This is a genomic window from Microbacterium sp. MF43 (genome assembly GCF_012847295.1).
Taxonomy (GTDB): domain Bacteria; phylum Actinomycetota; class Actinomycetes; order Actinomycetales; family Microbacteriaceae; genus Microbacterium.
Genome location: NZ_JABBDY010000002.1, coordinates 101,567 through 123,487 on the forward strand (window position 1 = coordinate 101,567; position 21,921 = coordinate 123,487).

Here is a 21,921-nt window from a genome sequence, read left to right on the forward strand (position 1 = left end):
TCCCGCGGGCGGCGCGGGCGCCGTCGCGAACGCGGGACGGGAGGTTCTGGCGGACGGCCGCGGGCACTCGCTTCTGCGAGCTGCGGCAATCGTCAGCGGATTCCCTGCACCCAGTCTAGCGGACGGGAGAGGCTCAGCCCCAGACCGTCGCGACGATGTCTTCGGTGTACCCGTCGGGCGAGAAGTTCAGCCACGAGGTCGACACCCAGCCGCCGCCGCCGACGTAGTGCGTCTCGCCGCTGGTGTACTCCTCGTCGTCGAGGGTGATGCCCTTCTGCTCGATCCGGCAGATCGTACCGTCGTCGAGCGACTCGCATGCGAACCCCGATGCGGCGAGCTCCGCTTCGATGAGCTCCGCCTGCTCGGAGTCCACGGCGGTGACATTCGTCGCGAGGCCGTACTCACTCGGCCCACCCCACGAGCATCGGAGGGTGGGCGCGCCGCCGTCGATGATCTGGATGAGGTCGACGTTCTGGGTCGAGAGCATCGTGACCCCCGGGTCGTTCAGCGGCGGGGCATCCGCCTCGAGCGTGGCGATCATCTCGGCCGAGTAGATCTCCTCGCACCCGCCCGGCACCTGGAAGGCGTCCGGCAGCTGGGTCTCGATCGGGGTGGGCGTCGCCGTGATGGTGGGCACCGCCGTCGGCGACGTCGATCCGCTGGGAGTGCTGCTCGGATCGGGCTCGGGCTGGCATGCCACCGTGAGGATCGCGGCCGACGTCAGCAGGAGGGCCGTGGCCGCCGATCGCAGAGCGCGCCGGCGTCGGTCGTGCAGCATCAAGGGTCCTTCCGCCGTCGTGTGGTCGTATCGACCCTACGACGCCGGGCACGGTCGCCGGATGGCGCCGCGCCGGATGGCACGGACGCCGGGCACGGTCGCCGGATGGCGCCGCGCCGGATCGCGCCGAGTGACGCCCTCACTCCCCCGCGGAGACGCGCTGCCACTCCGACAGCGTCAGCGGGTCGTCCGTCACGATCCCGTCGACACCGAGGGACGTGACCGCGTCCCACTGGACGTCCCGGTTCAGCGTGTAGACCACGACGCGCGCTCCCGCGGCGTGGAGCTGGTCGACGACCTCGGGCTTGGCCAGCACCGCCTTTCGATTGACGATGACACCCCGGACCCCCGCCTCCTCGACGGCTGTGACGACGTCCCGCGGAAGGTGCTTGAGGATCAGCAGCCGCGAGACGACCTCGTTGCGCGAGGCGCACAGCGCGAGCGTGCGCGCATCGAAGCTGGCCAAGGCGACCCTCCGCTCGAGCGTGCGCGCGGCGATGTCGCTCATGGCCTGATCGACGGCTGCGGCATCCCACACGCCCTTCAGCTCGATGATCGCGCGACCGTCGGTGTCGGCCAGGAGGTCGAGGAACTCGGCGAGCGTGGGAACCTGCGTCCCGGCGAAGGACGCGTCGAACCACGAGCCGGCGTCCAGCGTGCGCACCTGAGCGAGCGTCAACTCGGCCAGGCGCCCGCTGCCGTTCGTCGTGCGATCCACCTTCGGGTCGTGCATCAGGACGGGATGGCCGTCCGCCGTCAGCGCGACGTCGACTTCCACATAGTCGAAGCCGCCCGCGAGCGCAGCGGACACTGCGGGGAGGGTGTTCTCGGGTGCGCTCGCCGCCCCGCCGCGATGACTGGCGATGAATGCGGCGTCTCCCGGCGTCCGCGGATCGCCCAGCAGTTCGGTCGCGCTCACCCTCGCCGGGCTCGCCCCGAGGAACGCGATGACGAGGCTCGCGAGGGCGAGCACGCAGACGACGAGCAGAGCGTGGGTCCGGTCGCGGGCGCGATCGGATGCCGCAGCGTCGGGCATCGGGCATGTCCTCCGGGGTCGTTCACCGCGTCCCCATCGACACGGTGCGCCCACTCTACATGCGTCGTTACGCTTTCGTTACTTTTTCGCGGACCGGATCTGCCTGACCGTGTCCCACAGCGCGTCGGCGACCTCGCGCTTGCTGCCGCCGGCCATCGAGACGACCTCGCCGCGCGCGTCCAGCAGCGTGATCTCGTTGCGGTCCGACTCGAACCCCTGCTCCCAGCCCACCTGGTTGACGGCGAGCAGATCCGCACCCTTTCGCGCAGCCTTCCGTCGGCCGCGATCGAGAGCCGTCTCGCCGGACTGCGCCGTCTCGGCAGCGAAGCCCACGACGGTCTGCCCGTCGGCTCGCGACCGCACCAGCCCGGCGAGGATGTCGTCGTTCTCGATCAGGTGCAGCGTGATGCCCGGGCCCCCGGCCGCCTCCTTCGCGAGCTTCGCCTCGGAGACCTCCGCGACGCGGTAGTCGGCGACGGCCGCTGCCATCACGACGACCTGCGCCGGGGCGGCGGCCTGCATGACCGCTTCCGAGAGTTCGGCGGCCGTGCCGGCACGGACGACATCGACGAGCGGGTGAGCGGATGCCTCGGCGAGCACCCCCTCATCCACGTGGGCGGCGACGAGCACGACGTCCGCGCCTCGGTCTGCCGCCGCCAGCGCGAGCGCGATGCCCTGCTTGCCGCTCGAACGGTTGCCGATGTAGCGCACCGGATCGATCGGCTCGCGCGTGCCTCCCGCCGTCACAAGCACCCGGAGACCCTCGAGATCTCGTCGTGGCGCGACGACTGCGAGAGCGGCCGCGAAGATGTCCTCGGGCTCCGACATGCGGCCGGGACCGCTGTCGCCACCGGTGAGCGCCCCGTCTTCCGGGCCGACCATGAGGATCCCCCGGCCGCGGAGCGTGGCGATGTTGGCGACGGTCGCGGGGTGGCGCCACATCTCGGTGTGCATCGCGGGCGCCACGACGACCGGGGCCGTGGTGGCGAGTAGGGTCGTCCCGAGGAGATCGTCCGCCAGTCCGGTCGCCATCTTCGCCAGTGTGTTCGCGGTCGCGGGCGCCACGATGACCAGGTCGGCCGCTTGGCCGAGGGCGACGTGACGGACGCGGGCGACGTCGTCGTGGACGGAGGTCGTGACGGGATTGCGGCTGATGGCCTCCCACGTCGGCAGACCGACGAAGCGCACGGCGTCTTCGGTCGGCACGACATGGACCTCGTGTCCCTCTTTCACGAGGAGGCGCACGAGATGCACGGTCTTGTAGGCGGCGATCCCGCCCGTGACTCCGACGACGACGAACACCATCCGATCTTGGCACGACCGGATCCCGGCAGGCAGGAGACCTCTCGATGTGCACCGTGGTGATCCGCGTCCCGGCGTCGGCGGGCGAGCCCACGCGCGTGCTCGCGATCCGCGACGAGGACCCGGAACGCCCGTGGAACCGGCTCGGCCGGTGGTGGCCGGAACCGCACGACGGCGTGGTCGGGGTGCGCGACGTCCGGGCAGGCGGCGCGTGGCTGGCCGCGGACCCCGAATCTCGCCGCCTCGCCGTGCTGCTGAACAGAGCGGATGCCTCCGCACGGCCCGAGTCCGAGCTGGTCTCGCGCGGCGGGATCGTGCTGGACTCCGTCGCGGGTCGTTCTCCCGCTGGTGAGCCGCCCACGCACGGCTTCAACCTGGTGGAGGTGGATCCCGCCGGCGCAAGAGTCCTGACGTGGGACGGTGAGCACCTGCGCTCGACGATGCTCGACCCGGGCACGCACATGATCGCGCACGACGACGTCGACGACCTCGCGACGCCCCGCATCGAGCGATGGCTCGACGAGTTCCGCCGCACGACGCCCGATGAAGGGCCGCGATGGTGGGTGCCGTGGGTCGAGGTGCTCCGCCGCTCCGCAGACCTCGAGCCGACCGATGACCGGGCGATCATCCGCGACAATCGGCCGCTGGGCTATCCGACGCTGTCGCTGCTGGCGTGTGTCGCGTCGGTCTCGCGCGACGGCGTGGACGTGCACTACGGAGAGCTGACGGAGCCCGGGCGCTGGGGCGGGCTCGATCTCGCCTGAGGCGCAGCGTCTCGTCGCTGCGCACCCGCACCCCAGGGTCGTTGAGCGAGCGCGGCGAGACGAAACGCTCCGGCGCTACACCAGGCTCTTCGTGTGCCAGACCGTCTTCGTCTCGGTGAACGCAGCGATGCGCTCGACGCTCGGGGATGCGGCATCCGGACCCTGCTCGGGCGGAAGCACGCGGGTGAGCGTCTGGGCGGCGGCGATCTGCAGATCGACCCACTCGAGGTCGCCCGCACCCACGAGATCGAGTCCGTGCACGTCGGGGTGCGACGCCAGCCACGGGGCGAGCTCGGCCGGCGACCCGGTGAGGACATTGACGACCCCGCCGGGCACATCGGAGGTCGCGAGGACTTCGGCGAGGCTGATCGCCGAGAGCGGGAAGCGCTCCGAAGCGACGACCACGACGGAGTTGCCCGAGACGAGCGCAGGCGCCACGGCAGACACGAGCCCGACGAGTGCGGTGTCCTGAGGAGCGATGACCGCGACCACGCCGGTGGGCTCTGGGACCGAGATGTTGAAGTACGGCCCCGCCACCGGATTGCCGTTGCCCGCGACCTGCGCGAACTTGTCGCACCATCCGGCGTACCAGACCCATCGGTCGATGGCCTCGTCGACCTCGGCCGTCGCGGCACCCACCGAGGCACCGGTCTGCTGGACGATCTCGTCCACGAATTGAGCGCGACGCCCCTCGAGCAGCTCCGCGACGCGGTAGAGCACCTGCCCGCGGTTGTAGGCGGTCGCCCCCGCCCAGCCCTTGACGGCGCCGCGCGCCGCCACGACGGCGTCGCGAGCGTCTTTCCGCGAGGCGAGCGCAGCGTTGGCGAGGAAGTCGCCCTTGGGCGTGACGACCTCGTACGTCCGGCCGGACTCGCTGCGCGGGAACCCGCCGCCGATGTAGAGCTTGTACGTCTTGGGGACGGTCAGTCGCGAGCTCATGCCGAGACCTCCTTCTTGGCGCGGCGGGCTTCGACGCGGCGTCCGCCGACCGAGGCGGAACCGCTCTTCAGGTAGGCGGCCAGGCCGTGGCGGCCGCCCTCACGGCCGTAGCCGGACTCCTTGTACCCGCCGAAGGGACTGGCCGGGTCGAAGCGGTTGAACGTGTTCGCCCACACCACGCCGGCGCGAAGGCGGTCGGCGACGGCCAGGATGCGCGAGCCCTTGTCGGTCCAGATTCCCGCCGACAGGCCATAGGGGGTGTTGTTGGCCTTCTCGATCGCCTCGGCGGGCGTGCGGAACGTGAGCACCGAGAGCACGGGGCCGAAGATCTCGTCGCGCGCGATGCGGTGGCTGGCCTGCACGTTCGTGAAGATCGTCGGCGCGAACCAGAACCCGCTGTCGGGGATGACGCAGTCCGCGCTCCAGCGCTCGGCTCCCTCCTCCTCTCCGATGCGGCTCAGCTCGCGGATGCGATCGAGCTGTTCGCGGGAGTTGATGGCGCCGATGTCGGTGTTCTTGTCGAGCGGGTCGCCCAGGCGCAGCGTGGAGAGCCGGTTCTTCAGGCGGTCGACGACCTCGTCGTGAATCGACTCCTGCACCAGGAGTCGGCTGCCCGCGCAGCACACGTGCCCCTGGTTGAAGAAGATCCCGTTGACGATGCCCTCGATCGCCTGATCGATGGGCGCGTCCTCGAACACGATGTTCGCGGCTTTGCCGCCCAGCTCCAGCGTGAGCTTCTTGTCGGTGCCCGCGACGGCCTTCGCGATCTCGCGGCCGACGCCGGTGGATCCCGTGAAGGCGACCTTGTTCACGTCGGGATGCCGGACCACCGCCGCGCCGGTCGCCCCGGCGCCGGTGACGATGTTGACGACGCCGGGAGGAAGGTCGGCCTGCTGGAGGATCTCCGCGAAGATCAGCGCCGAAAGCGGCGTGGTCTCGGCGGGCTTCAGCACGACGGTGTTGCCCGCGGCGAGGGCCGGCGCGATCTTCCACGCGAGCATGAGCAGCGGGAAGTTCCACGGGATGACCTGGCCGGCCACGCCCAGCGAGCGCGGGTCCGGTCCGAGTCCGGCGTAGTCGAGCTTGTCGGCCCAGCCCGCGTAGTAGAAGAACCAGGCCGCCACGAGGGGCACATCGACATCGCGGCTCTCCTTGATGGGCTTGCCGTTGTCGAGGCTCTCGGCGACCGCCAGCTCGCGGGCGCGCTCCTGCACGAGGCGCGCGATCCGGAACAGGTACTTGCCGCGGTCGCGGCCGCTCATCTTCGACCACGTCTTCTCGTAGGCGCGGCGGGCGGCGGCCACGGCATCGTCGACGTCCGCGTCGTCGGCCGAGGCGATCGTAGCGATATGCGTCTCGTCCGCGGGCGAGATGGTGGCGAAGGACTGGCCGCGTCCGGGCCGGAACTCGCCGCCGATGAAGAGCCCGTACTCGTCACGGAGCTTGAGGATCGCGCGCGACTCGGGCGCGGGGGCGTACTCGAGGAAACTCATGTCTTGTCCAGGTTCTCAGTCGATCGTCACGTAGTCGGTGCCGGAGTAGTGGCCGCTCTTGAGCTTCTGCCTCTGCAGGAGCACGTCGTTGAGGAGGCTCGACGCGCCGTAGCGGAACAGGTGCGGCTGGAGCCATTCCTCGCCGACGGTCTCGGCGACGGTCACGAGGTACTTGATGGCGTCTTTGGAGGTACGGATGCCGCCGGCTGGCTTGACGCCGACCTTCTCGCCGGTCGCGCGATGCCAGTCGCGCACGACCTCGAGCATGAGCAGGGTCGTCGGGAGCGTCGCGGCCGGCTGAACCTTGCCCGTCGAGGTCTTGATGAAGTCGCCCCCAGCCAGGATCGACAGCCAGGACGCCCGCTTGATGTTGTCATACGTGTTGAGCTCGCCGGTCTCGAGGATCACTTTGAGGGATGCGTAGGTGCCGTCCTCACGACGGCACGCCTCCTTGACCCGGGCGATCTGATCGAAGACCATCCCGTAGCGGCCGGAGAGGAACGCGCCGCGGTCGATCACCATGTCGATCTCGTCCGCGCCGTTCGCCACCGCCTCCGCGGTGTCGGCGAGCTTGATCTCGAGCGATGAGCGTCCGCTCGGGAAGGCGGTGGCCACTGCCGCGACGCTCACTTGACCGTCGTCGGGGTCTCCGTGCGCCGCGCCGAGCGCGTCGACGGCGTAGGGCACCATGTCGCCGTACACGCAGACGGCAGCCACGCGCGGGCACGTCGGGTCCGACGCATCCGGGTTCAATGCCTTTGCGACGAGTGACCTCACCTTGCCGGGGGTGTCGGCGCCCTCGAGGGTCGTCAGGTCGATGAGCTCGATGATCTTGTCGAGCGCCCACGCTTTGGACGAGGTCTTGATGGAGCGGGTGCCGAGACCCGCCGCGCGCTGCTCGAGGCCCACGGCATCGACTCCCGCAAGTCCATGCAGGTAGCGGCGCAGCGTCGTGTCGTCGGGTTCCCCGCCGAGCAGCGCGACGGCCCGCTCGGGCAGCGTCTGGAGTTCGGTGCGGCTCATGGTTCTCCCTCTGTCTTGTGGTCTGGGCGAGGGCGAGGATGCCTCACCCGGTCGCACGCGTCGTGGCACCAAGGGCGACCACGGTGCGCGAGTGCTTCAGCCGGACGAACACGCCGGTCCCCACAACCACCGCGAAGGCGATACTGAGGCTCGTGATGGCGAACCCGCTGTCGTCGAGTGCGAGCACGATCGCCGCCGGGATGACCGCGATCGCTGCGGCCGTCTGCCTGGACGCGAACGTCAAGCCTACCCCGGGCGCGAGGCGGCCGGCGGGCGGGCCCCCTCGCGCGAGGATGTCGAGCGGGTGCACGCCTCGATCGTAGGCTCTGCGGCCCGCACCGGTCTACGGGTCGGGACCACGATGGCGCGGCTGGCGTCAGGACAGCTCGGCGCGCACGTTCGCCACGTCGTCCGTCATCTGGGCGATGAGCGGCTGGATGCCGTCGAAGGCGACCATGCCGCGGATGCGGGCCACGAATTCGATCTCGACGGTGTGGCCGTACAGGTCGAGGTCGGTCTCGTCGAGGACGTACGCCTCCACCTGGCGGGCATGGACATCGTCGAAGGTCGGGTTCGTGCCGATGCTGATGGCGGCCGGGTAGCGGATGCTGCGCCTGGGCTCGCCGGCGTGATCGGCGGGGGGCGGCCCTTCGTCGACGAGCCACCCTGCGTAGACGCCCTCCGCGGGGATGAATCCCTCCAGGTCGGCCGCGAGGTTGGCGGTCGGGAAGCCGAGCTCGCGTCCTCGCTTGAGGCCGTGCACGACCTCTCCCCGCACGGCGTGGGCACGGCCGAGCAGCCGGGCGGCCCCGGCGACGTCACCGTCGGTGAGCAGTTCTCGTACCCACGTCGACGACACACGGCGCCCGGCCTCGATCGCGCGCACATCATCCACCACGTCGACATCGAAGCCGAAGTCCCGCCCGAGATGGGCGAGAAGGTCGGGTGTGCCGGCCCCGCCGCGGCCGAAGCGGAAGTCGCTGCCCACCATCACGATCTGCACGCCGAGCGCCCCGACGAGCACGTGTTCGACGAAGGATCTCGCGTCGAGATCGGCGAGCGCGCGGTCGAAGGTGAGCACCAGCGTGGCGTCCACGCCCGCCTCCGCGAGCAGTCGGAGTTTCTGCTCGACGCCGACCAGACTGTCAGGGCAGATGTCGGGGCGAAGGAGCGCGAGGGGGTTGCGGTCGAAGGTCACCGCGACCACGCGAGCACCGGCTGCGGCGGCATCCACCCGCGCCTTGGCGATCACCGCGCGGTGGCCGGAGTGGACTCCGTCGAACTTGCCGATGACGACCACCGACGGGCCGAAGCCGGCCGGTACCTCGCCCGGAGCCCGGAAGACCTTCACGACGCCACCGCTGCGGCAGCCTCAGCGGACGCATGTTCCGACGGGCGGTGCGTCACGAGCCACCAGAGCCCGAGGAAAGGCAGGACGAGCGGAACGAAGAGGTAGCCGACGCCGAACCACGACCACACGCTCGGGTGTGCGAAGAGCTCCGGCGCGATGAAGCTCAGGGTCCCGACGAGGAGCACGCCCACGAGCTCGAAGGCGATCGCGATCCACGCGACGATGTACCAGCCCCGCGATCCCGCGAACACGAGCGCGAGAGTGGCGACGATGTACACGACGGCGGACAGCGCCGAGAGCGTGTAGGCGACGGGTGCCTCGTCGAAGCGCTCGACGATCTGGACGAACGATCGGCCGGTCGCGGCGAGCGCCATGATCCCGTAGACGATCACGAGCACTCGCCCGATTCCGGTCATGCGGCGGCGTGGACGTGCAGGCGAACTCATGGCGCCTCAATCCTAGTTGCGTGCGGACCGCGGCTTTCGCGAACTGGATTCTCATAGACCACATGAGTCACAGCAGTAGACAGACACACCGTTAAGTGCCAACATTCACAGGACGGGCCCCCGACCGCACCTTCTGTCCCCACACACCACCACGAGGCGCACACCATGCGATCGATCCGCACCATCTTCGCGGCCGGAACCGTGACCGCCGCGCTCATCCTGGGGCTGGCCACTCCCGCCGCCGCGTCGCTGACGGCCGCGCCTCTCGCGGCGGCCCCCACTGCTGTGGGAACGGCCACGACCCCGGTCGCGACGACATTCCGGCTGCCGCTCGCCGCGAAGTCGTATGCCGTGACGTCGTACTTCGGCCCTCGCTGCATCCCGGTGCAGTACGGCCCGACCGTGCACCGCGGCGTCGACCTGGGCGCGAAGGGTGGAGCGCCGATCTACGCGATCGCCGCCGGAGTCGTCACCGCCACGGTGCACGGAACCTCGTCGACCGAGGGGTATGTGAAGGTGCGGCACCTCATCGGCGGCGTGCAGTACACCTCGGTGTACATGCACGTCTGGAACGCGACAACTCGTGTGAAGGTCGGTCAGACGGTTACCGCGGGCCAGCACATCAGCGAGGTGGGGAGCAGCGGGGCCTCGTCCGGCAACCACCTTCACCTCGAACTCTGGCAGTCGACCCCGACCGGTTCGGTCGCGATCGATGCGGCTCGCTTCCTGCAGGCCAAGGGCGTGAACCTGTACACCTCGTCGTACGCGGTGACGGCGAAGCCCACGCCGGCAACATGCACCTACTACACCGTCGGCGGGGTGAACCTGCGTACCGGCGCTTCGACGACTTATCCCGCCATCCGACTGCTGCCGCAGGGCACCGCGGTGGTCCACGTGCCGGGACTCATCACCTCGGGGTTCATTCCCGTGAAGGTCGGGACGCAGGCGGGGTGGGTGTCGGCTTCCCTCGTGTCGCCCACCAAGCCCGCCGCACCGGCGGCGACCGTCACCTACTACGCGAAGGTCGCACTCGCCTTCCGCGCCACCGCCTCCAGCACCGGCGCCGTCCTGCCTTCCATCCCCGCCGGCGCAAAAGTCGGCGCCATCCAGGCCACCTCCGGCTCGTGGGCCAAGATCACTCACAACGGCACCACCGGCTGGGTCCAGCAGACCGGACTCACCACCACCGCACCCGCACCCGCACCCGCACCAGCACCAGCACCAGCACCAGCACCAGCACCAGCACCGACGTACTACGCGAAGGTCGCACTCGCCTTCCGCGCCACCGCCTCCAGCACCGGCGCCGTCCTGCCCACCATCCCGATCGGTGCGAAAGTCGGCGCCATCCAGGCCACCTCCGGCTCGTGGGCCAAGATCACTCACAACGGCACCACCGGCTGGGTCCAGCAGACCGGACTCACCACCACCGCACCCGCACCCGCACCAGCACCAGCACCAGCACCAGCACCGACGTACTACGCGAAGGTCGCACTCGCGTTCCGCGCCACCGCCTCCAGCACCGGCGCCGTCCTGCCCACGATCCCCGCCGGCGCGAAAGTCGGCGCCATCCAGGCGGCCTCCGGCTCGTGGGCCAAGATCACCTACAACGGCACCATTGGCTGGGTTCAGCAGTCCGGACTCACCACCACGGCACCCGCGCCCGCACCGGCACCGGTCACGACCTACGTGTCGACCGTGGCGCTGGCGTTCCGCGCCACCGCCTCCAGCACCGGCGCCGTCCTGCCCATCATTCCGGCCGGTACGAACGTCGGCATCATCCAGGCCATCTCCGGGTCGTGGGCGAAGGTCACCTACAACGGCACGACCGGCTGGGTTCAGCGCGGCGGCATCGTCGTTGCCCCGAGCTACGTGACGACGGCGGCGCTTCACCTTCGGGAGAGCCCGTCCACCACGGCGTCGAGCATCCTCATCATCGGCTTGGGCGCCGACGTAGGCGTGGTGCTCGAATCGCGCGACGTCTGGCGCAAGGTGAGCTACGCCGGCAAGACCGGCTGGGTGCACTCCGCCTATCTCGTCAAGCGCTGACGCGTCGGGACGCGCCGATCAGGCGACCTGGATCGTCCAGATCACCTGCATGCGCCACACCATGACCGCGACCGCGAGAGCGGCGACGCCCATGATGACGGTGCTCCACCGACTGCGTTCGAGGAGGGCCCAGCCGACGCCCGCGATGGGCAGGAGCGCCGCGGAGACCAGGTAGACCCAGAACTCGAGCACGCTCCCCGTCGGCGGATTGCCCGCGAACGGCGCGACGACGGCGACGACGATCTGGGCGATCAGCAAGAGCTCGAGCAGCGCGAGCGAGCCCACGGTCAGGTCACTCGGGCGCCGGCCCGCGAGACCAGCCACGATGCACAGCACTCCTGCGGCGACGGCGACGGCCATTTCGACGATCGTGAACCACAGGATCATCGTGCCTCCTCGGGCATGTTCATCACGCTCTTGATATCGGTGCCGCGGGCGCCCACCACGCCGACCAGCGACCCGTCCGGGTCGATCGCCGCCGCCGGATCCGCCGGAAGCCGCGACGCCGCGCCGGTCAGCCGCTTGCCGTGGCGGAGATCGCGCGCCTCCTCGGTCGTGACATCGACGCGCCCGAGCACTGCGGCGGCGACGTCTGCGGGCGATCGGAGCGGGCGATCCGCGATCTCGTCCGCGCCGACGGCATCCACGAGGTCGAACGGGCCGATCCGGGTCCGTCGCAGCGCCGTGAGATGGCCGCCCACGCCGAGTGCGGCGCCCACGTCGCGAGCGAGCGAGCGGATGTACGTGCCACTCGAGCAATCGACGACGACGTCCAGATCGACGACGCCACCGGCACGCCGCTCGGCAACGACGTCGAACCGGGAGACCGTCACCTCGCGGGCTTTCAGGCGCACCTCCTGACCGGCCCGCGCCAGATCGTACGCCCGCCGCCCTTCCACCTTGATGGCCGAGAACGTGCTCGGCACCTGCGAGATCCGCCCGGTGAGCGATCCGATCGCGGCATCGATCGCGTCGGAGGTGAGAGCCGAGGCATCCGTGGTCGAGATCGTCTCGCCGTCCGCGTCGTCGGTGTCTGTCGCAACGCCCAGCCGAACGGTCGCCTCGTAGGTCTTGTCGAGGCCCACGATGAAGGTGAGCAGGCGGGTGGCTCCCTCGACTCCGAGGAGCAGGAGTCCGGTGGCCATCGGATCCAGTGTGCCGGCATGCCCGATCTTGCGGGTGCCGAGCGCGCGACGGGCGCGCGCGACGACGTCGTGGGAGGTCATCCCGCCGGGCTTGTCGACGAGAAGGATGCCGGACGCCGCCATCAGCAGAAGTCCCGGTACACGCGGCGGGGGTGGGCGAGGTCGCTGTTGTCGACGATGGCGGATGCCGCGAGTTCGGGCTGCGCCGCGCGCCGATAGATCTCCTGCCCCTCGCGGTAGCGGGCGTTCGACGGCGCCGCCGGGTCGGGATCGCTGCCATCGCGGATGGCCATGCGTGCGCACGCCACTTCGTCGGGGACATCCAGCCACACCGACCAGTGCCAGAGATCCCGCAGCTCGGGCCGGTGGAGGAAGATGCCGTCGACGACGAGAACGGCGTCGCGGGGCGCCGTCACCCACTGCGCCTCGATCGGCGCGTCGCGTGCCACGTCGAAGGCCGCGAGCTGGAATCCGGTCGCACCGGACGTCTGCGCTCCCTCGCGGAACGGGTCGATCAGCACCCTCCGGAACGTCGGGTAGTCGAACGAGTCGAGATAGAAGCCCTCGGGGCTCCGACGCCCGCGCGCGTACCGCTCCGATCGCGGGCGGTGGAACCCGTCGATGCTCGCGCGGTACACCGCGGAGCCCGCCTCGGCGAAGACCTCTGCGAGTCCGTCGGCGAACGTGGACTTTCCCGCGCCGTCGACTCCATCCACCGCCACGATCACACGCCCGCCTGGGTACTGATGACGCACCTCGTCACGCAGCTCGCGCCACAGAGTCGTCGCGGGCGTGATCGGCAGACGCATGCCTCCAGCCTACGGCCGCACGGGTTCCGTCCCGAGCGGCGCCTAGGCTGATGCGCATGCCGGATCTCGCGACGCCCCTCATCGCGTGGTACCGCCACAACGCCCGTGATCTGCCGTGGCGGCGACCCGGCTTCGGGGCCTGGGGCACCCTGGTCAGCGAGTTCATGCTGCAGCAGACCCCGGTGAACCGGGTGATCCCGCACCTGCACGCCTGGCTCGAGCGGTGGCCCACGCCCCCGTCGCTCGCGGCCGATGCCCCGGCCGAGGCGGTGCGGCAGTGGGCGAACCTCGGCTATCCGCGTCGCGCGCTGTGGCTGCATCGGGCGGCGGCGGAGATCCGCGATCGCCACGGCGGTGCGGTGCCCCGCGACGTCGACGCCCTCCTCGCGCTGACCGGAATCGGCGACTACACGGCGCGTGCGGTGGCCGTCTTCGCCTACGGCGACCGGCACCCGGTCGTCGACACGAACACCCGACGGGTGCTCGCGCGTGCGGTCGAGGGGCGCGCGCAGCCGGGCGCGCCGGCGCGGCGCGACCTCGCCGCGATGGACGCGATCCTTCCCGAAGACGACGCGGCGGCCGCGGTCATGAACGCCGCCACGATGGAACTCGGCGCGACCGTCTGCACGGCGCGCGCACCCAGATGCGATCTGTGTCCGGTGGCCGATCGATGCGCCTGGCGTGCCGCCGGGTATCCCGACACGGGTGACGACAGACGTCGCCAGGCGCGTTATGAGGGCAGCGATCGGCAGGCGCGCGGCGCGGTGCTGAAGGCGTTGCGGGATGCCTCGGCACACGCCGTGCCGCTGACCAATATCGCGCCCGACTGGCCGGATCCGCGTCAGCGGGATCGGGCGATCGACTCGCTCATCGCGGACGGGCTGGCCGAGGCATCCGATGGATTCCTCCGCCTGCCCGGCTGACGATCAGACGTCGTCCTCGTCCTCATCCTCACGAGGCTTGAGGTAGGGGTCGGGATCGCCCGCGTACGTGGCCGAGGAGGCGAGGCCGGCGACCGCCTGGTCGCGCTCGCGCGCCTCGCGGAGCAGGTCGGCGATGTGGTCGGCGTTCTCGGGGATGGCATCGGGGATGAACTCGAGCGACGGCGTGAGGCGCACGTTGAGGTGCTTGCCGACCTCGGAGCGGAGCATCCCGGTCGCCGAGCGGAGAGCGGCAGCGGACGCCTCGCGCTCCTCCGCGGTGCCGAGCACCGTGTAGAACACCGACGCGTGCTGCAGGTCGCCCGTCACGCGCACGTCGGTGATGGTGACGAAGCCCAATCGGGGATCGCGCAGCCCCTTCTCGAGCCGCTCGGCGAGGATCACGCGGATGCGGTCGCCCAGCCGTGCCTGACGTTCGCCGGCCATGTCCGTTCCTTTCAACAGGTGAGGGGCGCCCGCTGCTGTTCAGCACCGTGGCGCCCCTCACCGCTTGCGATCAGCCGCGAGGCTTCTCGACCAGCTCGGTGGTCTCGATCTCGTCGCCGATCTGGATGTCGTTGTACTTGCCGAGGCCGATACCCGCCTCGAAGTCCGTACGGACCTCGGTGACGTCGTCCTTGAAGCGGCGCAGCGACTCGATGGCCAGGCCATCGGCGATGACGACGCCGTCGCGGATGACGCGCGCCTTGGCGTTTCGGGTGATCGTGCCCGAGCGGACGATGACACCCGCGATGTTGCCGAACTTCGAGGAGCGGAACACCTCGCGGATCTCGGCCACACCCGACTGGACCTCTTCGTACTCCGGCTTGAGCAGGCCCTTGAGCGACTGCTCGACGTCGTCGATCGCGTTGTAGATGACCGAGTAGAACCGGACGTCCACGCCTTCGCGCGAGGCGCGCTCGCGCGCCTTGGTGTCGGGGCGGACGTTGAAGCCGATCACGATCGCGTTGTCGATCGTGGCCAGGTTGATGTCGGACTCGGTGATCGCACCCACACCGCGGTGGATGATCCGCAGCTGCACGGACTCGTCGACCTCGATCTTGAGGAGCGACTCCTCGAGCGCCTCGACGGCACCCGAGACGTCACCCTTGATGATGAGGTTGAGCGACTCGACCTTGCCCTCTTCGAGAGCGCGGGTGAAGTCCTCGAGCGAGATGCGCTTGCGGGCCTTCGCCAGCTGGGCGTTGCGCTCGGCGGCCTCGCGCTTCTCGGCGATCTGGCGGGCCGTACGGTCCTCCTCGGTCACGATGAACGTGTCGCCGGCACGCGGCACCGAGTTCAGACCCTGCACCTGCACCGGACGCGAGGGGTAGGCCTCCTCGACCGGCTCGCCGTTCTCGTCGATCATGGCGCGCACGCGGCCGTAGGCCGTGCCCGCCACGATCGCGTCGCCGACGCGGAGCGTTCCGGACTGGATGAGCACCGTCGCCACCGAACCCCGGCCCTTGTCGAGCTTCGCCTCGATCGCGACACCGCGGGCGTCCTTGTTCGGGTTGGCCGTGAGGTCGAGACCGGCGTCCGCTGTGAGCAGCACCGCGTCGAGGAGCTCCTGGATGCCGGTGTTCTGGCGTGCAGAGACGTCGACGAACATGACCTCGCCGCCGTACTCCTCGGCCACCAGCCCGTACTCGGTGAGCTGCTGGCGCACCTTGGCCGGGTTCGCCTCGGGCTTGTCGACCTTGTTGACCGCCACGACGATCGGCACGTTCGCCGCCTGCGCGTGGTTCAACGCTTCCACCGTCTGCGGCATGATGCCGTCGTCGGCCGCGACCACGAGGATCGCGATGTCGGTGACCTGGGCACCACGTGCACGCATGGCGGTGAACGCCTCGTGACCCGGGGTGTCGATGAACGTGATGGCGCGCTCGATGCCGTCGTGCTCGGTCCACACCTGGTACGCGCCGATGTGCTGCGTGATGCCGCCGGCCTCGCCCGCGACCACGTTGGTCTGTCGGATGGCGTCCAGCAGTCGGGTCTTACCGTGGTCGACGTGACCCATGACGGTCACGACCGGCGGACGGATCTCGAGGTCTTCCTCGTTCTCCGCCTCGAGCTCGGCCTCGAGGTCGAGACCGAAGCCCTCGAGGAGCTCCTTGTCCTCGTCCTCGGGCGAGACCATCTGGATCTTGTAGCCCAGCTCGGCGCCGAGCACCTCGAACGTCGCTTCGTCGAGCGACTCGGTGGCCGTGGCCATCTCGCCCAGGTTGAAGAGGATCGTCACCAGCGTGCCGGGCTGGACGGTGTAGCCGTTCAGCGCCTCGAGCTTGTCGGCGAAGTCGGCGATCGACGCACCGCGACGCAGGCGGATGATCTCGCCGTTGCCCTTCTGGACGTTGACGCCGCCGACGACCGGAGCCGACCGCATCTCGAATTCCTGCCGCTTCGCGCGACGCGACTTGCGCTGCTTGGACTTGCCGCCGCCCTTGCCGAAAGCACCTGCGGTACCACCGCCGGGACCGCGGCCACGGCCGCCGCCTCCACCGGGACGACCCGCGAAGCCACCGGGAGCACCCGTGCCGGGTGCGCCGGGACGCTGGAAGCCGCCACCACCGCCGCCGGGACGGCCGGGGCCGCCGGGACGCTGCTGGAAGGGCGCGCCAGGACGACCGCCGCCGCCGGGACGACCCGCACCACCGGGGCGCGGGGCACCGGGACGGGGCGCGCCGGGTCGGGGAGCCTGCGGACGCGGGATGTTGCCGGGGGTGGGACGCTGTCCCATGCCCTGCGCAGATGCGAAGGGATTATTGCCGGGTCGCGGGCCGGCTGGGCGCTGTCCCATGCCCTGCGCCGACGCGAACGGGTTGTTGCCGGGACGGGCGGCGCCGCCGGGGCGCGGAGCACCGGGGGTGGGGCCGCCGGGCTTGGGCCCGGAGGTCGCCGGAGCGGAAGTCTCGGCAGCGGGGGCAGCGGGAGCGGCGGGAGCGGCCGGAGCCTTCGCCGCGGCAGGCGCGGGGGCGGGTGCCGCAGCGGCCGGAGTCGCAGCGGCGGCGGGAGCGGCCGGAGCGGCGGGGGCCGCGGCCGGAGCGGCGGGTCGGGCCGGTCCGGGGCGAGCAGCGGGGCGCGCGGGGGCGGCCGGCTTCGCGTCAGCGGCCGGCTTGGCGGTCCCGTCGGCCTCGAGGGCGGCGCGCAGCTTTCGAGCGACGGGCGGCTCGATGGTCGACGACGGGCTCTTCACGAACTCGCCGAGTTCCTTGAGCTTCGCAAGGGCAACCTTGCTGTCGACGCCGAGCTCGGACGCGATCTCGTGCACGCGGGGTTTGGCGTTTGCCACAATTCTCCTGTCTGGGGTCTACCCAGACAGGGCAGACCACACTATTGGCGGACGGGTCTCATTTCGAGCCGTTCACTTTGATTCCATAGCCGTTCAGCCTTTTCGCTGGATGTGCTCTTCGATGGTCTGCGTGTCAAGCGGGCCCGACACGCGCAATGCCCGCACGAACGCGCGACGCCGCAGTGCGGCATCCACGCATTCACGCGTCTCATGCACCCACGCGCCTCGTCCCGGCATCGACGCTCGCTCGTCGGGGACGAGAACGGAATCGATGGAGACCACCCTCAGAAGGGCGGACCGGGGAGCACGCGCGCGGCATCCGACGCACGTTCGTACGGCTTCCATGTTACACCTCCGCGCTGGGTGGCCGCCGCGCCCTCCGGCTTCAAGACCGCAGACCGACCGGCGAGCGGCGTCAGGACTCGAGGATGCTGTCGGGCTGGATGTCGATCTTCGCGCCGGTGAGCTTGGCGGCCAGACGGGCGTTCTGGCCTTCCTTGCCGATGGCGAGCGAAAGCTGGTAGTCGGGCACGAGCGCGCGCACGGCCTTGCTCGAGGCATCCAGGATGAAGCTGGACGTCACCTTCGAGGGAGAGAGCGCGTTCGCGACGAACTTCGCGAGTTCGGGGTCGTAGTCGACGATGTCGATCTTCTCGCCGCCGAGCTCCTCGGTGACGGCACGGACTCGGCGGCCGAGCTCGCCGATGCACGCGCCCTTCGCGTTGATGGTCGGGTCGTTCGCCTTGACGGCGATCTTGCTGCGGTGGCCGGCCTCGCGTGCGAGCGAGACGATCTCGACCAGGCCGCTGGCGATCTCGGGCACCTCGAGGGCGAAGAGCTTGCGGACCAGTCCGGGATGCGTTCGCGACACGGTGATCTGCGGGCCCTTGGTGCCCTTCGAGACCGAGGTCACGTAGACGCGAAGCCGCGACCCGTGGGGGTACTCCTCCCCTGCCACCTGCTCCTCGGGTGGAAGGATCGCCTCGACCGTGCCGAGGTCGACGTGAACCATGCGGGGATTGGGGCCCTGCTGAACGACGCCCGCGACGATGTCACCTTCCTTGCCGCGGAACTCGCCGAGCACTGCATCGTCGGCGATGTCCCGGAGCCTCTGGCTGATGACCTGCTTGGCGGCGAACGCGGCGATGCGGCCGAAGTCCTCGGGCGTGCTCTCCTCCTCACCGATGACCGCGCCCTCGTCATCGAGAACGGGCACGAAGACGGCGACATGACCGGTCTTGCGGTCGAGTTCGGCACGCGCGCCGGCGGGCAGTTCGCCAGTGGGAGAGGTGTGCTTGGCATACGCCGTCAGGATCGCCTGCTCGATGATCCTGACGAGTTCGTCGAAGGGAATCTCCTTCTCACGCTCGACGGTCCGCAGCAATCCGAGATCGATGTCCACTCTGGCCTCCGTATTCAGCTCTCACCGACGCGCAACCAGCCGCCGGAACCCTCTAACGTTACCGGATGCCGCGGCCGGCGACGCTGGGAAGTGTCCGCCCCGGGGTCGCGGATCACCCGAAGAGGATGGCGTCGCCGGATGAAGGCCGCCGCCATACTGAGCGCGTGGACGCTGTGAACCAATGGCTCATCACGTGGGGCGACAATCTGTGGAATTGGATCGTGCTGCCCCTGGTGATCCTGCTCGGCCTGTACTTCACCATCCGATCGAGGGTGGTCCAGTTCCGGATGATCCCGGAGATGTTCCGCACCCTGACCGACAGGACGCCGCGTGGAGAAGGCGGCAAGACGCAGTCGGTGTCGGCCTTCCAGGCCTTCACGATCTCCGCCGCGTCCCGGGTGGGAGTGGGGAACATCGCCGGCGTCGGGACGGCGATCGCCCTCGGCGGTCCGGGCGCGGTCTTCTGGATGTGGCTCATGGCGTTCATCGGCGGGGCGTCGAGCTTCATCGAGTCGACGCTCGCGCAGCTGTTCAAGGTGCGCGATGCAGACGGCTTCCGCGGCGGCCCGGCGTACTACATGCAGCGCGGGCTCGGGGTGCGGTGGATGGGCATCCTCTTCGCCGTCATCCTCATCGTGTGCTTCCCGTATGCCTTCAGCGCGCTGCAGGCGAACACGATCACGGCCACCCTCAGCGGGACGATCGGCCCGGATGCACCGGCCTGGCTCCCTTGGGCGGTCGGAGCCTTCCTCGCGGCGCTCACGGCGCTCGTGGTGTTCGGCGGTGTCCGCCGGATCGCCTCGGTGACGCAGGCCGTGGTGCCCGCCATGGCGCTCGCCTATCTCCTCCTGGGCCTCGGGGTCGTCGCCACCAATGTCGACTACATTCCCACCGCGTTCGCCGAGATCTTCACGCAGGCCTTCGGATTCAACGAGGTCGTCGGAGCGACGTTCGGATACATCGTCCTGGTCGGCGTGCGAAGGGGGATGTTCTCGAACGAGGCCGGGCTCGGCTCCGCGCCGAACGCCGGTGCGACGGCCGCCGTGACCCACCCGGTGAAGCAGGGTCTCGTGCAGACGCTCGGCGTCTACTTCGACACCTTCCTCGTATGCTCGATCACCGCGTTCATCATCCTCGTCTCCGAACCCGATCTGGCCAACGCGTCCCGGGGCATCAGCCTCACCCAGAACGCCCTCGTGTCCACGCTCGGCCAGTGGTCCAGCGTCGTGCTGACGCTGATCATCTTCCTCCTCGGCTTCAGTTCGATCCTGGCCAACTACTACTACGGCGAATCGAACGTGGAGTTCATCACGGAGCGGCGCGGCGTCCTCGCCGGCTATCGGATCCTCGTCGTCGCGGCCGTGCTCGTGGGCGCCGTCGTCGGAGCGGACATCGTCTGGAGCTTCGCGGACGGCGTCATGGGATTCATGGCGCTGACGAACCTCATCGCGATCGCACTGCTGTCGGGGATCGCCTTCCGCCTCCTCAGTGATTACACGAGGCAGCGCAGGCTCGGACGGGATCCCCTGTTCACACGCGACCTCCTCCCTGACGTCCGAGGGATCGCGGTATGGGAGAACGCCCTGAGCGTGACCGGGCCGATCGACGCCACGCTCGAGCAGCGACAGGCGACGAAGCATCGCGACCGGTTGCACAGCCAACGCCGGTGAGGCAAGGCCCGGACGATCGCGCGCCGCTCGTCTTAGGCTGACGGGATGCCGGCACCCAGCCCCAAGGCCGCCGCGAGGGCCGCGGCGCGGGACGCCGAGTCGAGCACGGCGTTCGAGGTGCTCGCACGCGCAGGCTACGTCGCGAACGGCCTCGTCCACATCCTGATCGGCCTGATCGTGCTGGTGCTCGCCTTCGGTGGCGACGCCGAGGGAGATCAGGCGGGAGCGATGAAGGCGCTCGCCGCCGCTCCCCTCGGGTTCGTGCTGCTGTGGGTGATCGCCGTCGCACTGTGGGCCCTCGGCTTGTGGCATCTCGCCGAGGGCATCCTCGCCGTGGACCTGTCGGGCGACGCGAAGGGTGCCGCCCGCAAGTGGGGGCGGCGTGCGGCGGAGTGGGGTCAGGCCCTGGTCTTCCTCGCCCTCGGTACGATCGCGGCGGCGATCGCGCTGGGCGCGCGACCCGACGCCGAAGCCACCGCCGAGTCCGCGAGCCGGGGCCTGCTCGAGATCCCCGGCGGCCCCATCGTGCTCGCGCTGATCGGCATCGGCGTGGGAGCCGGCGGCGTGGCGTTCGTCGTGATGGGCATCCTCCGCAGCTTCCACAAGCGGATGGACCTCCCCGACGGCAAGCGGGGCCGATCGATCGAGATCGCGGGCGTCATTGGGTTCGTCGCGAAGGGGATCTCCCTCGTGATCGTCGGGGTGCTGATCCTCATCGCAGCAGTCAGGACGGATGCCGAGACGGCGGGCGCGCTGGACGGCGCCGTCGAGGCGCTGCTCGACCTCGCACTCGGGCCAGTGCTGGTCGGGATCGTCGGCGCGGGATTCCTGGCCTACGGTTTCTTCACGGTCTTCCGGGGGCGCTTCGCCAGAATGTGAGGCGAGGACGAGGCATCCGTCCCCTGTCAATGCCTTGTGCCCCGCGCAACCCCGGAGGAGCGTCGAGGCATGGCAGAGACAACACCGAACGAGATCGGCGGCGCCGAGGCGATCGCGCGGGTGAAGGAACTGGTCGAGGACATCGACTTCACGATGCTGACGACGCGCGACAGCTCGGGAAACCTCATCAGCCGCCCGATGAGCACGCGGCAGATGGACGATGCGGGAGACATCTGGTTCTTCACGCTCGAGCACACGCAGAAGGTCGCTCAGGCCGAGAGCGATCCGGAGCATGACGTGGGGCTGTCCTACATCGACGCCAAGGATCATCGGTATGTCTCGGTCGCCGGGCGCGCCACCGTGGTCCACGACCGCGCGAAGATGAAGGAGCTCTACTCCCCCGACCTCGACATCTGGTTCGAGGACGGCCTCGAGACCCCCGACATCGCGCTTCTTCGCGTCACTCCTGTCGAGTGCGAGTTCTGGGAGCCGGCGCACGGAAAGCTGGTGACGGCCGCCGGGATGCTGAAGGCTCTCGTGACGCGGGACTCCCCCGACGACACGATGCGTCACGGCCGCGTCAGCTGCTGAGCCGCGAGGGGCGGTGCCGGGCCGTCGGCACCGCC

22 protein-coding genes are annotated in these 21,921 nt (G+C 69.9%); 6 read left to right on the forward strand and 16 right to left on the reverse strand.

Annotated features, from left to right (window positions below):
- Nucleotides 1-133: 133 nt before the first annotated feature.
- From HF323_RS04860 to coaBC, 3 genes are all read right to left on the reverse strand, one after another.
- On the reverse strand, nt 134-778 hold the full coding sequence (locus HF323_RS04860) for a hypothetical protein (RefSeq protein WP_169581470.1): 645 nt from the start codon (nt 776-778) through the stop codon (nt 134-136).
- A gap of 139 nt (nt 779-917) precedes the next feature.
- Nucleotides 918-1,814, reverse strand: a complete 897-nt coding sequence (locus HF323_RS04865) for a glycerophosphodiester phosphodiesterase family protein (protein WP_169581471.1) — start codon at nt 1,812-1,814, stop codon at nt 918-920.
- Between the two features lie 78 nt (nt 1,815-1,892).
- Nucleotides 1,893-3,116 carry a bifunctional phosphopantothenoylcysteine decarboxylase/phosphopantothenate--cysteine ligase CoaBC gene (coaBC, locus tag HF323_RS04870; RefSeq protein WP_169581472.1) on the reverse strand — a complete coding sequence of 408 codons (1,224 nt, stop codon included), beginning with the start codon at nt 3,114-3,116 and terminating at the stop codon, nt 1,893-1,895.
- Nucleotides 3,117-3,163: 47 nt separating this feature from the next.
- On the opposite strand from coaBC, the gene HF323_RS04875 reads away from it, so the two are divergent.
- On the forward strand, nt 3,164-3,880 hold the full coding sequence (locus HF323_RS04875) for an NRDE family protein (RefSeq protein WP_169581473.1): 717 nt from the start codon (nt 3,164-3,166) through the stop codon (nt 3,878-3,880).
- Between the two features lie 75 nt (nt 3,881-3,955).
- On the opposite strand, the gene HF323_RS04880 is transcribed toward HF323_RS04875, so the two are convergent.
- The 6 genes from HF323_RS04880 to HF323_RS04905 all read right to left on the reverse strand — a co-directional run bounded on the left by HF323_RS04880 (nt 3,956) and on the right by HF323_RS04905 (nt 9,132).
- Nucleotides 3,956-4,819: an aldehyde dehydrogenase family protein gene (locus HF323_RS04880; RefSeq protein WP_169581474.1), complete on the reverse strand. Its 864-nt coding sequence runs from the start codon at nt 4,817-4,819 to the stop codon at nt 3,956-3,958.
- Nucleotides 4,816-6,312, reverse strand: coding sequence for an aldehyde dehydrogenase family protein (locus tag HF323_RS04885; protein ID WP_169581475.1), 1,497 nt, complete (start codon nt 6,310-6,312; stop codon nt 4,816-4,818). The genes HF323_RS04880 and HF323_RS04885 overlap by 4 nt, the downstream gene beginning before the upstream one ends.
- A gap of 15 nt (nt 6,313-6,327) precedes the next feature.
- Nucleotides 6,328-7,335 (reverse strand): deoxyribose-phosphate aldolase, encoded by a 1,008-nt coding sequence (deoC, locus tag HF323_RS04890; RefSeq protein ID WP_169581476.1) that lies wholly within the window; start codon nt 7,333-7,335, stop codon nt 6,328-6,330.
- 43 nt (nt 7,336-7,378) lie between these two features.
- Nucleotides 7,379-7,645 (reverse strand): hypothetical protein, encoded by a 267-nt coding sequence (locus tag HF323_RS04895; RefSeq protein WP_169581477.1) that lies wholly within the window; start codon nt 7,643-7,645, stop codon nt 7,379-7,381.
- Between the two features lie 66 nt (nt 7,646-7,711).
- Entirely contained in the window at nt 7,712-8,686 is a 975-nt protein-coding gene (locus HF323_RS04900) for a bifunctional riboflavin kinase/FAD synthetase (RefSeq protein WP_169581478.1), read from the reverse strand.
- Nucleotides 8,683-9,132, reverse strand: a complete 450-nt coding sequence (locus HF323_RS04905) for a hypothetical protein (RefSeq protein WP_169581479.1) — start codon at nt 9,130-9,132, stop codon at nt 8,683-8,685. The genes HF323_RS04900 and HF323_RS04905 overlap by 4 nt, the downstream gene beginning before the upstream one ends.
- A gap of 165 nt (nt 9,133-9,297) precedes the next feature.
- Here HF323_RS04905 and HF323_RS04910 point away from each other — a divergent pair, with 165 nt between their 5' ends.
- Nucleotides 9,298-11,178, forward strand: coding sequence for an SH3 domain-containing protein (locus tag HF323_RS04910; RefSeq protein ID WP_169581480.1), 1,881 nt, complete (start codon nt 9,298-9,300; stop codon nt 11,176-11,178).
- Between the two features lie 18 nt (nt 11,179-11,196).
- Here the strand turns inward: HF323_RS04910 and HF323_RS04915 are convergent, their stop codons facing one another.
- From HF323_RS04915 to HF323_RS04925, 3 genes are read right to left on the reverse strand one after another with little or no spacing between them, the layout of a single operon-like run.
- Entirely contained in the window at nt 11,197-11,565 is a 369-nt protein-coding gene (locus HF323_RS04915; protein ID WP_169581481.1) for a hypothetical protein, read from the reverse strand.
- Complete coding sequence (truB, locus tag HF323_RS04920) at nt 11,562-12,446, reverse strand: tRNA pseudouridine(55) synthase TruB (RefSeq protein WP_169581482.1); 885 nt, start codon at nt 12,444-12,446, stop codon at nt 11,562-11,564. The genes HF323_RS04915 and truB overlap by 4 nt, the downstream gene beginning before the upstream one ends.
- Complete coding sequence (locus HF323_RS04925; RefSeq protein ID WP_169581483.1) at nt 12,446-13,132, reverse strand: uridine kinase; 687 nt, start codon at nt 13,130-13,132, stop codon at nt 12,446-12,448. Before HF323_RS04925 ends, truB begins: the two co-directional genes overlap by 1 nt.
- 56 nt (nt 13,133-13,188) lie before the next feature.
- On the opposite strand from HF323_RS04925, the gene HF323_RS04930 reads away from it, so the two are divergent.
- On the forward strand, nt 13,189-14,055 hold the full coding sequence (locus HF323_RS04930) for an A/G-specific adenine glycosylase (RefSeq protein ID WP_169581484.1): 867 nt from the start codon (nt 13,189-13,191) through the stop codon (nt 14,053-14,055).
- A 3-nt stretch (nt 14,056-14,058) separates the two neighbouring features.
- On the opposite strand, the gene rbfA is transcribed toward HF323_RS04930, so the two are convergent.
- The 4 genes from rbfA to nusA form a co-directional block, all read right to left on the reverse strand.
- Nucleotides 14,059-14,499 (reverse strand): 30S ribosome-binding factor RbfA, encoded by a 441-nt coding sequence (rbfA, locus tag HF323_RS04935; protein ID WP_169581485.1) that lies wholly within the window; start codon nt 14,497-14,499, stop codon nt 14,059-14,061.
- Nucleotides 14,500-14,569: 70 nt separating this feature from the next.
- Complete coding sequence (gene infB / locus HF323_RS04940) at nt 14,570-17,323, reverse strand: translation initiation factor IF-2 (protein WP_169582104.1); 2,754 nt, start codon at nt 17,321-17,323, stop codon at nt 14,570-14,572.
- A gap of 114 nt (nt 17,324-17,437) precedes the next feature.
- Nucleotides 17,438-17,689 (reverse strand): YlxR family protein, encoded by a 252-nt coding sequence (locus tag HF323_RS04945; protein WP_169581486.1) that lies wholly within the window; start codon nt 17,687-17,689, stop codon nt 17,438-17,440.
- Nucleotides 17,690-17,759: 70 nt separating this feature from the next.
- Nucleotides 17,760-18,746: a transcription termination factor NusA gene (gene nusA / locus HF323_RS04950; protein WP_169581487.1), complete on the reverse strand. Its 987-nt coding sequence runs from the start codon at nt 18,744-18,746 to the stop codon at nt 17,760-17,762.
- A gap of 125 nt (nt 18,747-18,871) precedes the next feature.
- Between nusA and HF323_RS04955 the strand changes: the two genes are divergently transcribed.
- From HF323_RS04955 to HF323_RS04965, 3 genes are all read left to right on the forward strand, one after another.
- On the forward strand, nt 18,872-20,416 hold the full coding sequence (locus HF323_RS04955) for an alanine/glycine:cation symporter family protein (protein WP_211160313.1): 1,545 nt from the start codon (nt 18,872-18,874) through the stop codon (nt 20,414-20,416).
- 45 nt (nt 20,417-20,461) lie between these two features.
- Entirely contained in the window at nt 20,462-21,295 is an 834-nt protein-coding gene (locus HF323_RS04960; protein ID WP_169581489.1) for a DUF1206 domain-containing protein, read from the forward strand.
- Between the two features lie 69 nt (nt 21,296-21,364).
- On the forward strand, nt 21,365-21,886 hold the full coding sequence (locus HF323_RS04965) for a pyridoxamine 5'-phosphate oxidase family protein (RefSeq protein ID WP_169581490.1): 522 nt from the start codon (nt 21,365-21,367) through the stop codon (nt 21,884-21,886).
- Nucleotides 21,887-21,921: the final 35 nt, after the last annotated feature.

Excerpts from the sequence above, each read along its gene's own strand:
- deoC (WP_169581476.1), bottom strand. The coding sequence starts at position 7,335 with ATGAGCCGCACCGAACTCCAGACGCTGCCCGAGCGGGCCGTCGCGCTG.
- HF323_RS04915 (WP_169581481.1), bottom strand. The coding sequence starts at position 11,565 with ATGATCCTGTGGTTCACGATCGTCGAAATGGCCGTCGCCGTCGCCGCA.
- HF323_RS04965 (WP_169581490.1), top strand. The coding sequence starts at position 21,365 with ATGGCAGAGACAACACCGAACGAGATCGGCGGCGCCGAGGCGATCGCG.
- HF323_RS04885 (WP_169581475.1), bottom strand. The coding sequence starts at position 6,312 with ATGAGTTTCCTCGAGTACGCCCCCGCGCCCGAGTCGCGCGCGATCCTC.
- HF323_RS04925 (WP_169581483.1), bottom strand. The coding sequence starts at position 13,132 with ATGCGTCTGCCGATCACGCCCGCGACGACTCTGTGGCGCGAGCTGCGT.
- HF323_RS04875 (WP_169581473.1), top strand. The coding sequence starts at position 3,164 with ATGTGCACCGTGGTGATCCGCGTCCCGGCGTCGGCGGGCGAGCCCACG.
- HF323_RS04960 (WP_169581489.1), top strand. The coding sequence starts at position 20,462 with ATGCCGGCACCCAGCCCCAAGGCCGCCGCGAGGGCCGCGGCGCGGGAC.
- HF323_RS04955 (WP_211160313.1), top strand. The coding sequence starts at position 18,872 with ATGGCGTCGCCGGATGAAGGCCGCCGCCATACTGAGCGCGTGGACGCT.
- truB (WP_169581482.1), bottom strand. The coding sequence starts at position 12,446 with ATGGCGGCGTCCGGCATCCTTCTCGTCGACAAGCCCGGCGGGATGACC.
- HF323_RS04945 (WP_169581486.1), bottom strand. The coding sequence starts at position 17,689 with ATGGAAGCCGTACGAACGTGCGTCGGATGCCGCGCGCGTGCTCCCCGG.
- HF323_RS04865 (WP_169581471.1), bottom strand. The coding sequence starts at position 1,814 with ATGCCCGACGCTGCGGCATCCGATCGCGCCCGCGACCGGACCCACGCT.
- HF323_RS04910 (WP_169581480.1), top strand. The coding sequence starts at position 9,298 with ATGCGATCGATCCGCACCATCTTCGCGGCCGGAACCGTGACCGCCGCG.
- HF323_RS04905 (WP_169581479.1), bottom strand. The coding sequence starts at position 9,132 with ATGAGTTCGCCTGCACGTCCACGCCGCCGCATGACCGGAATCGGGCGA.
- rbfA (WP_169581485.1), bottom strand. The coding sequence starts at position 14,499 with ATGGCCGGCGAACGTCAGGCACGGCTGGGCGACCGCATCCGCGTGATC.
- HF323_RS04930 (WP_169581484.1), top strand. The coding sequence starts at position 13,189 with ATGCCGGATCTCGCGACGCCCCTCATCGCGTGGTACCGCCACAACGCC.
- HF323_RS04880 (WP_169581474.1), bottom strand. The coding sequence starts at position 4,819 with ATGAGCTCGCGACTGACCGTCCCCAAGACGTACAAGCTCTACATCGGC.
- HF323_RS04860 (WP_169581470.1), bottom strand. The coding sequence starts at position 778 with ATGCTGCACGACCGACGCCGGCGCGCTCTGCGATCGGCGGCCACGGCC.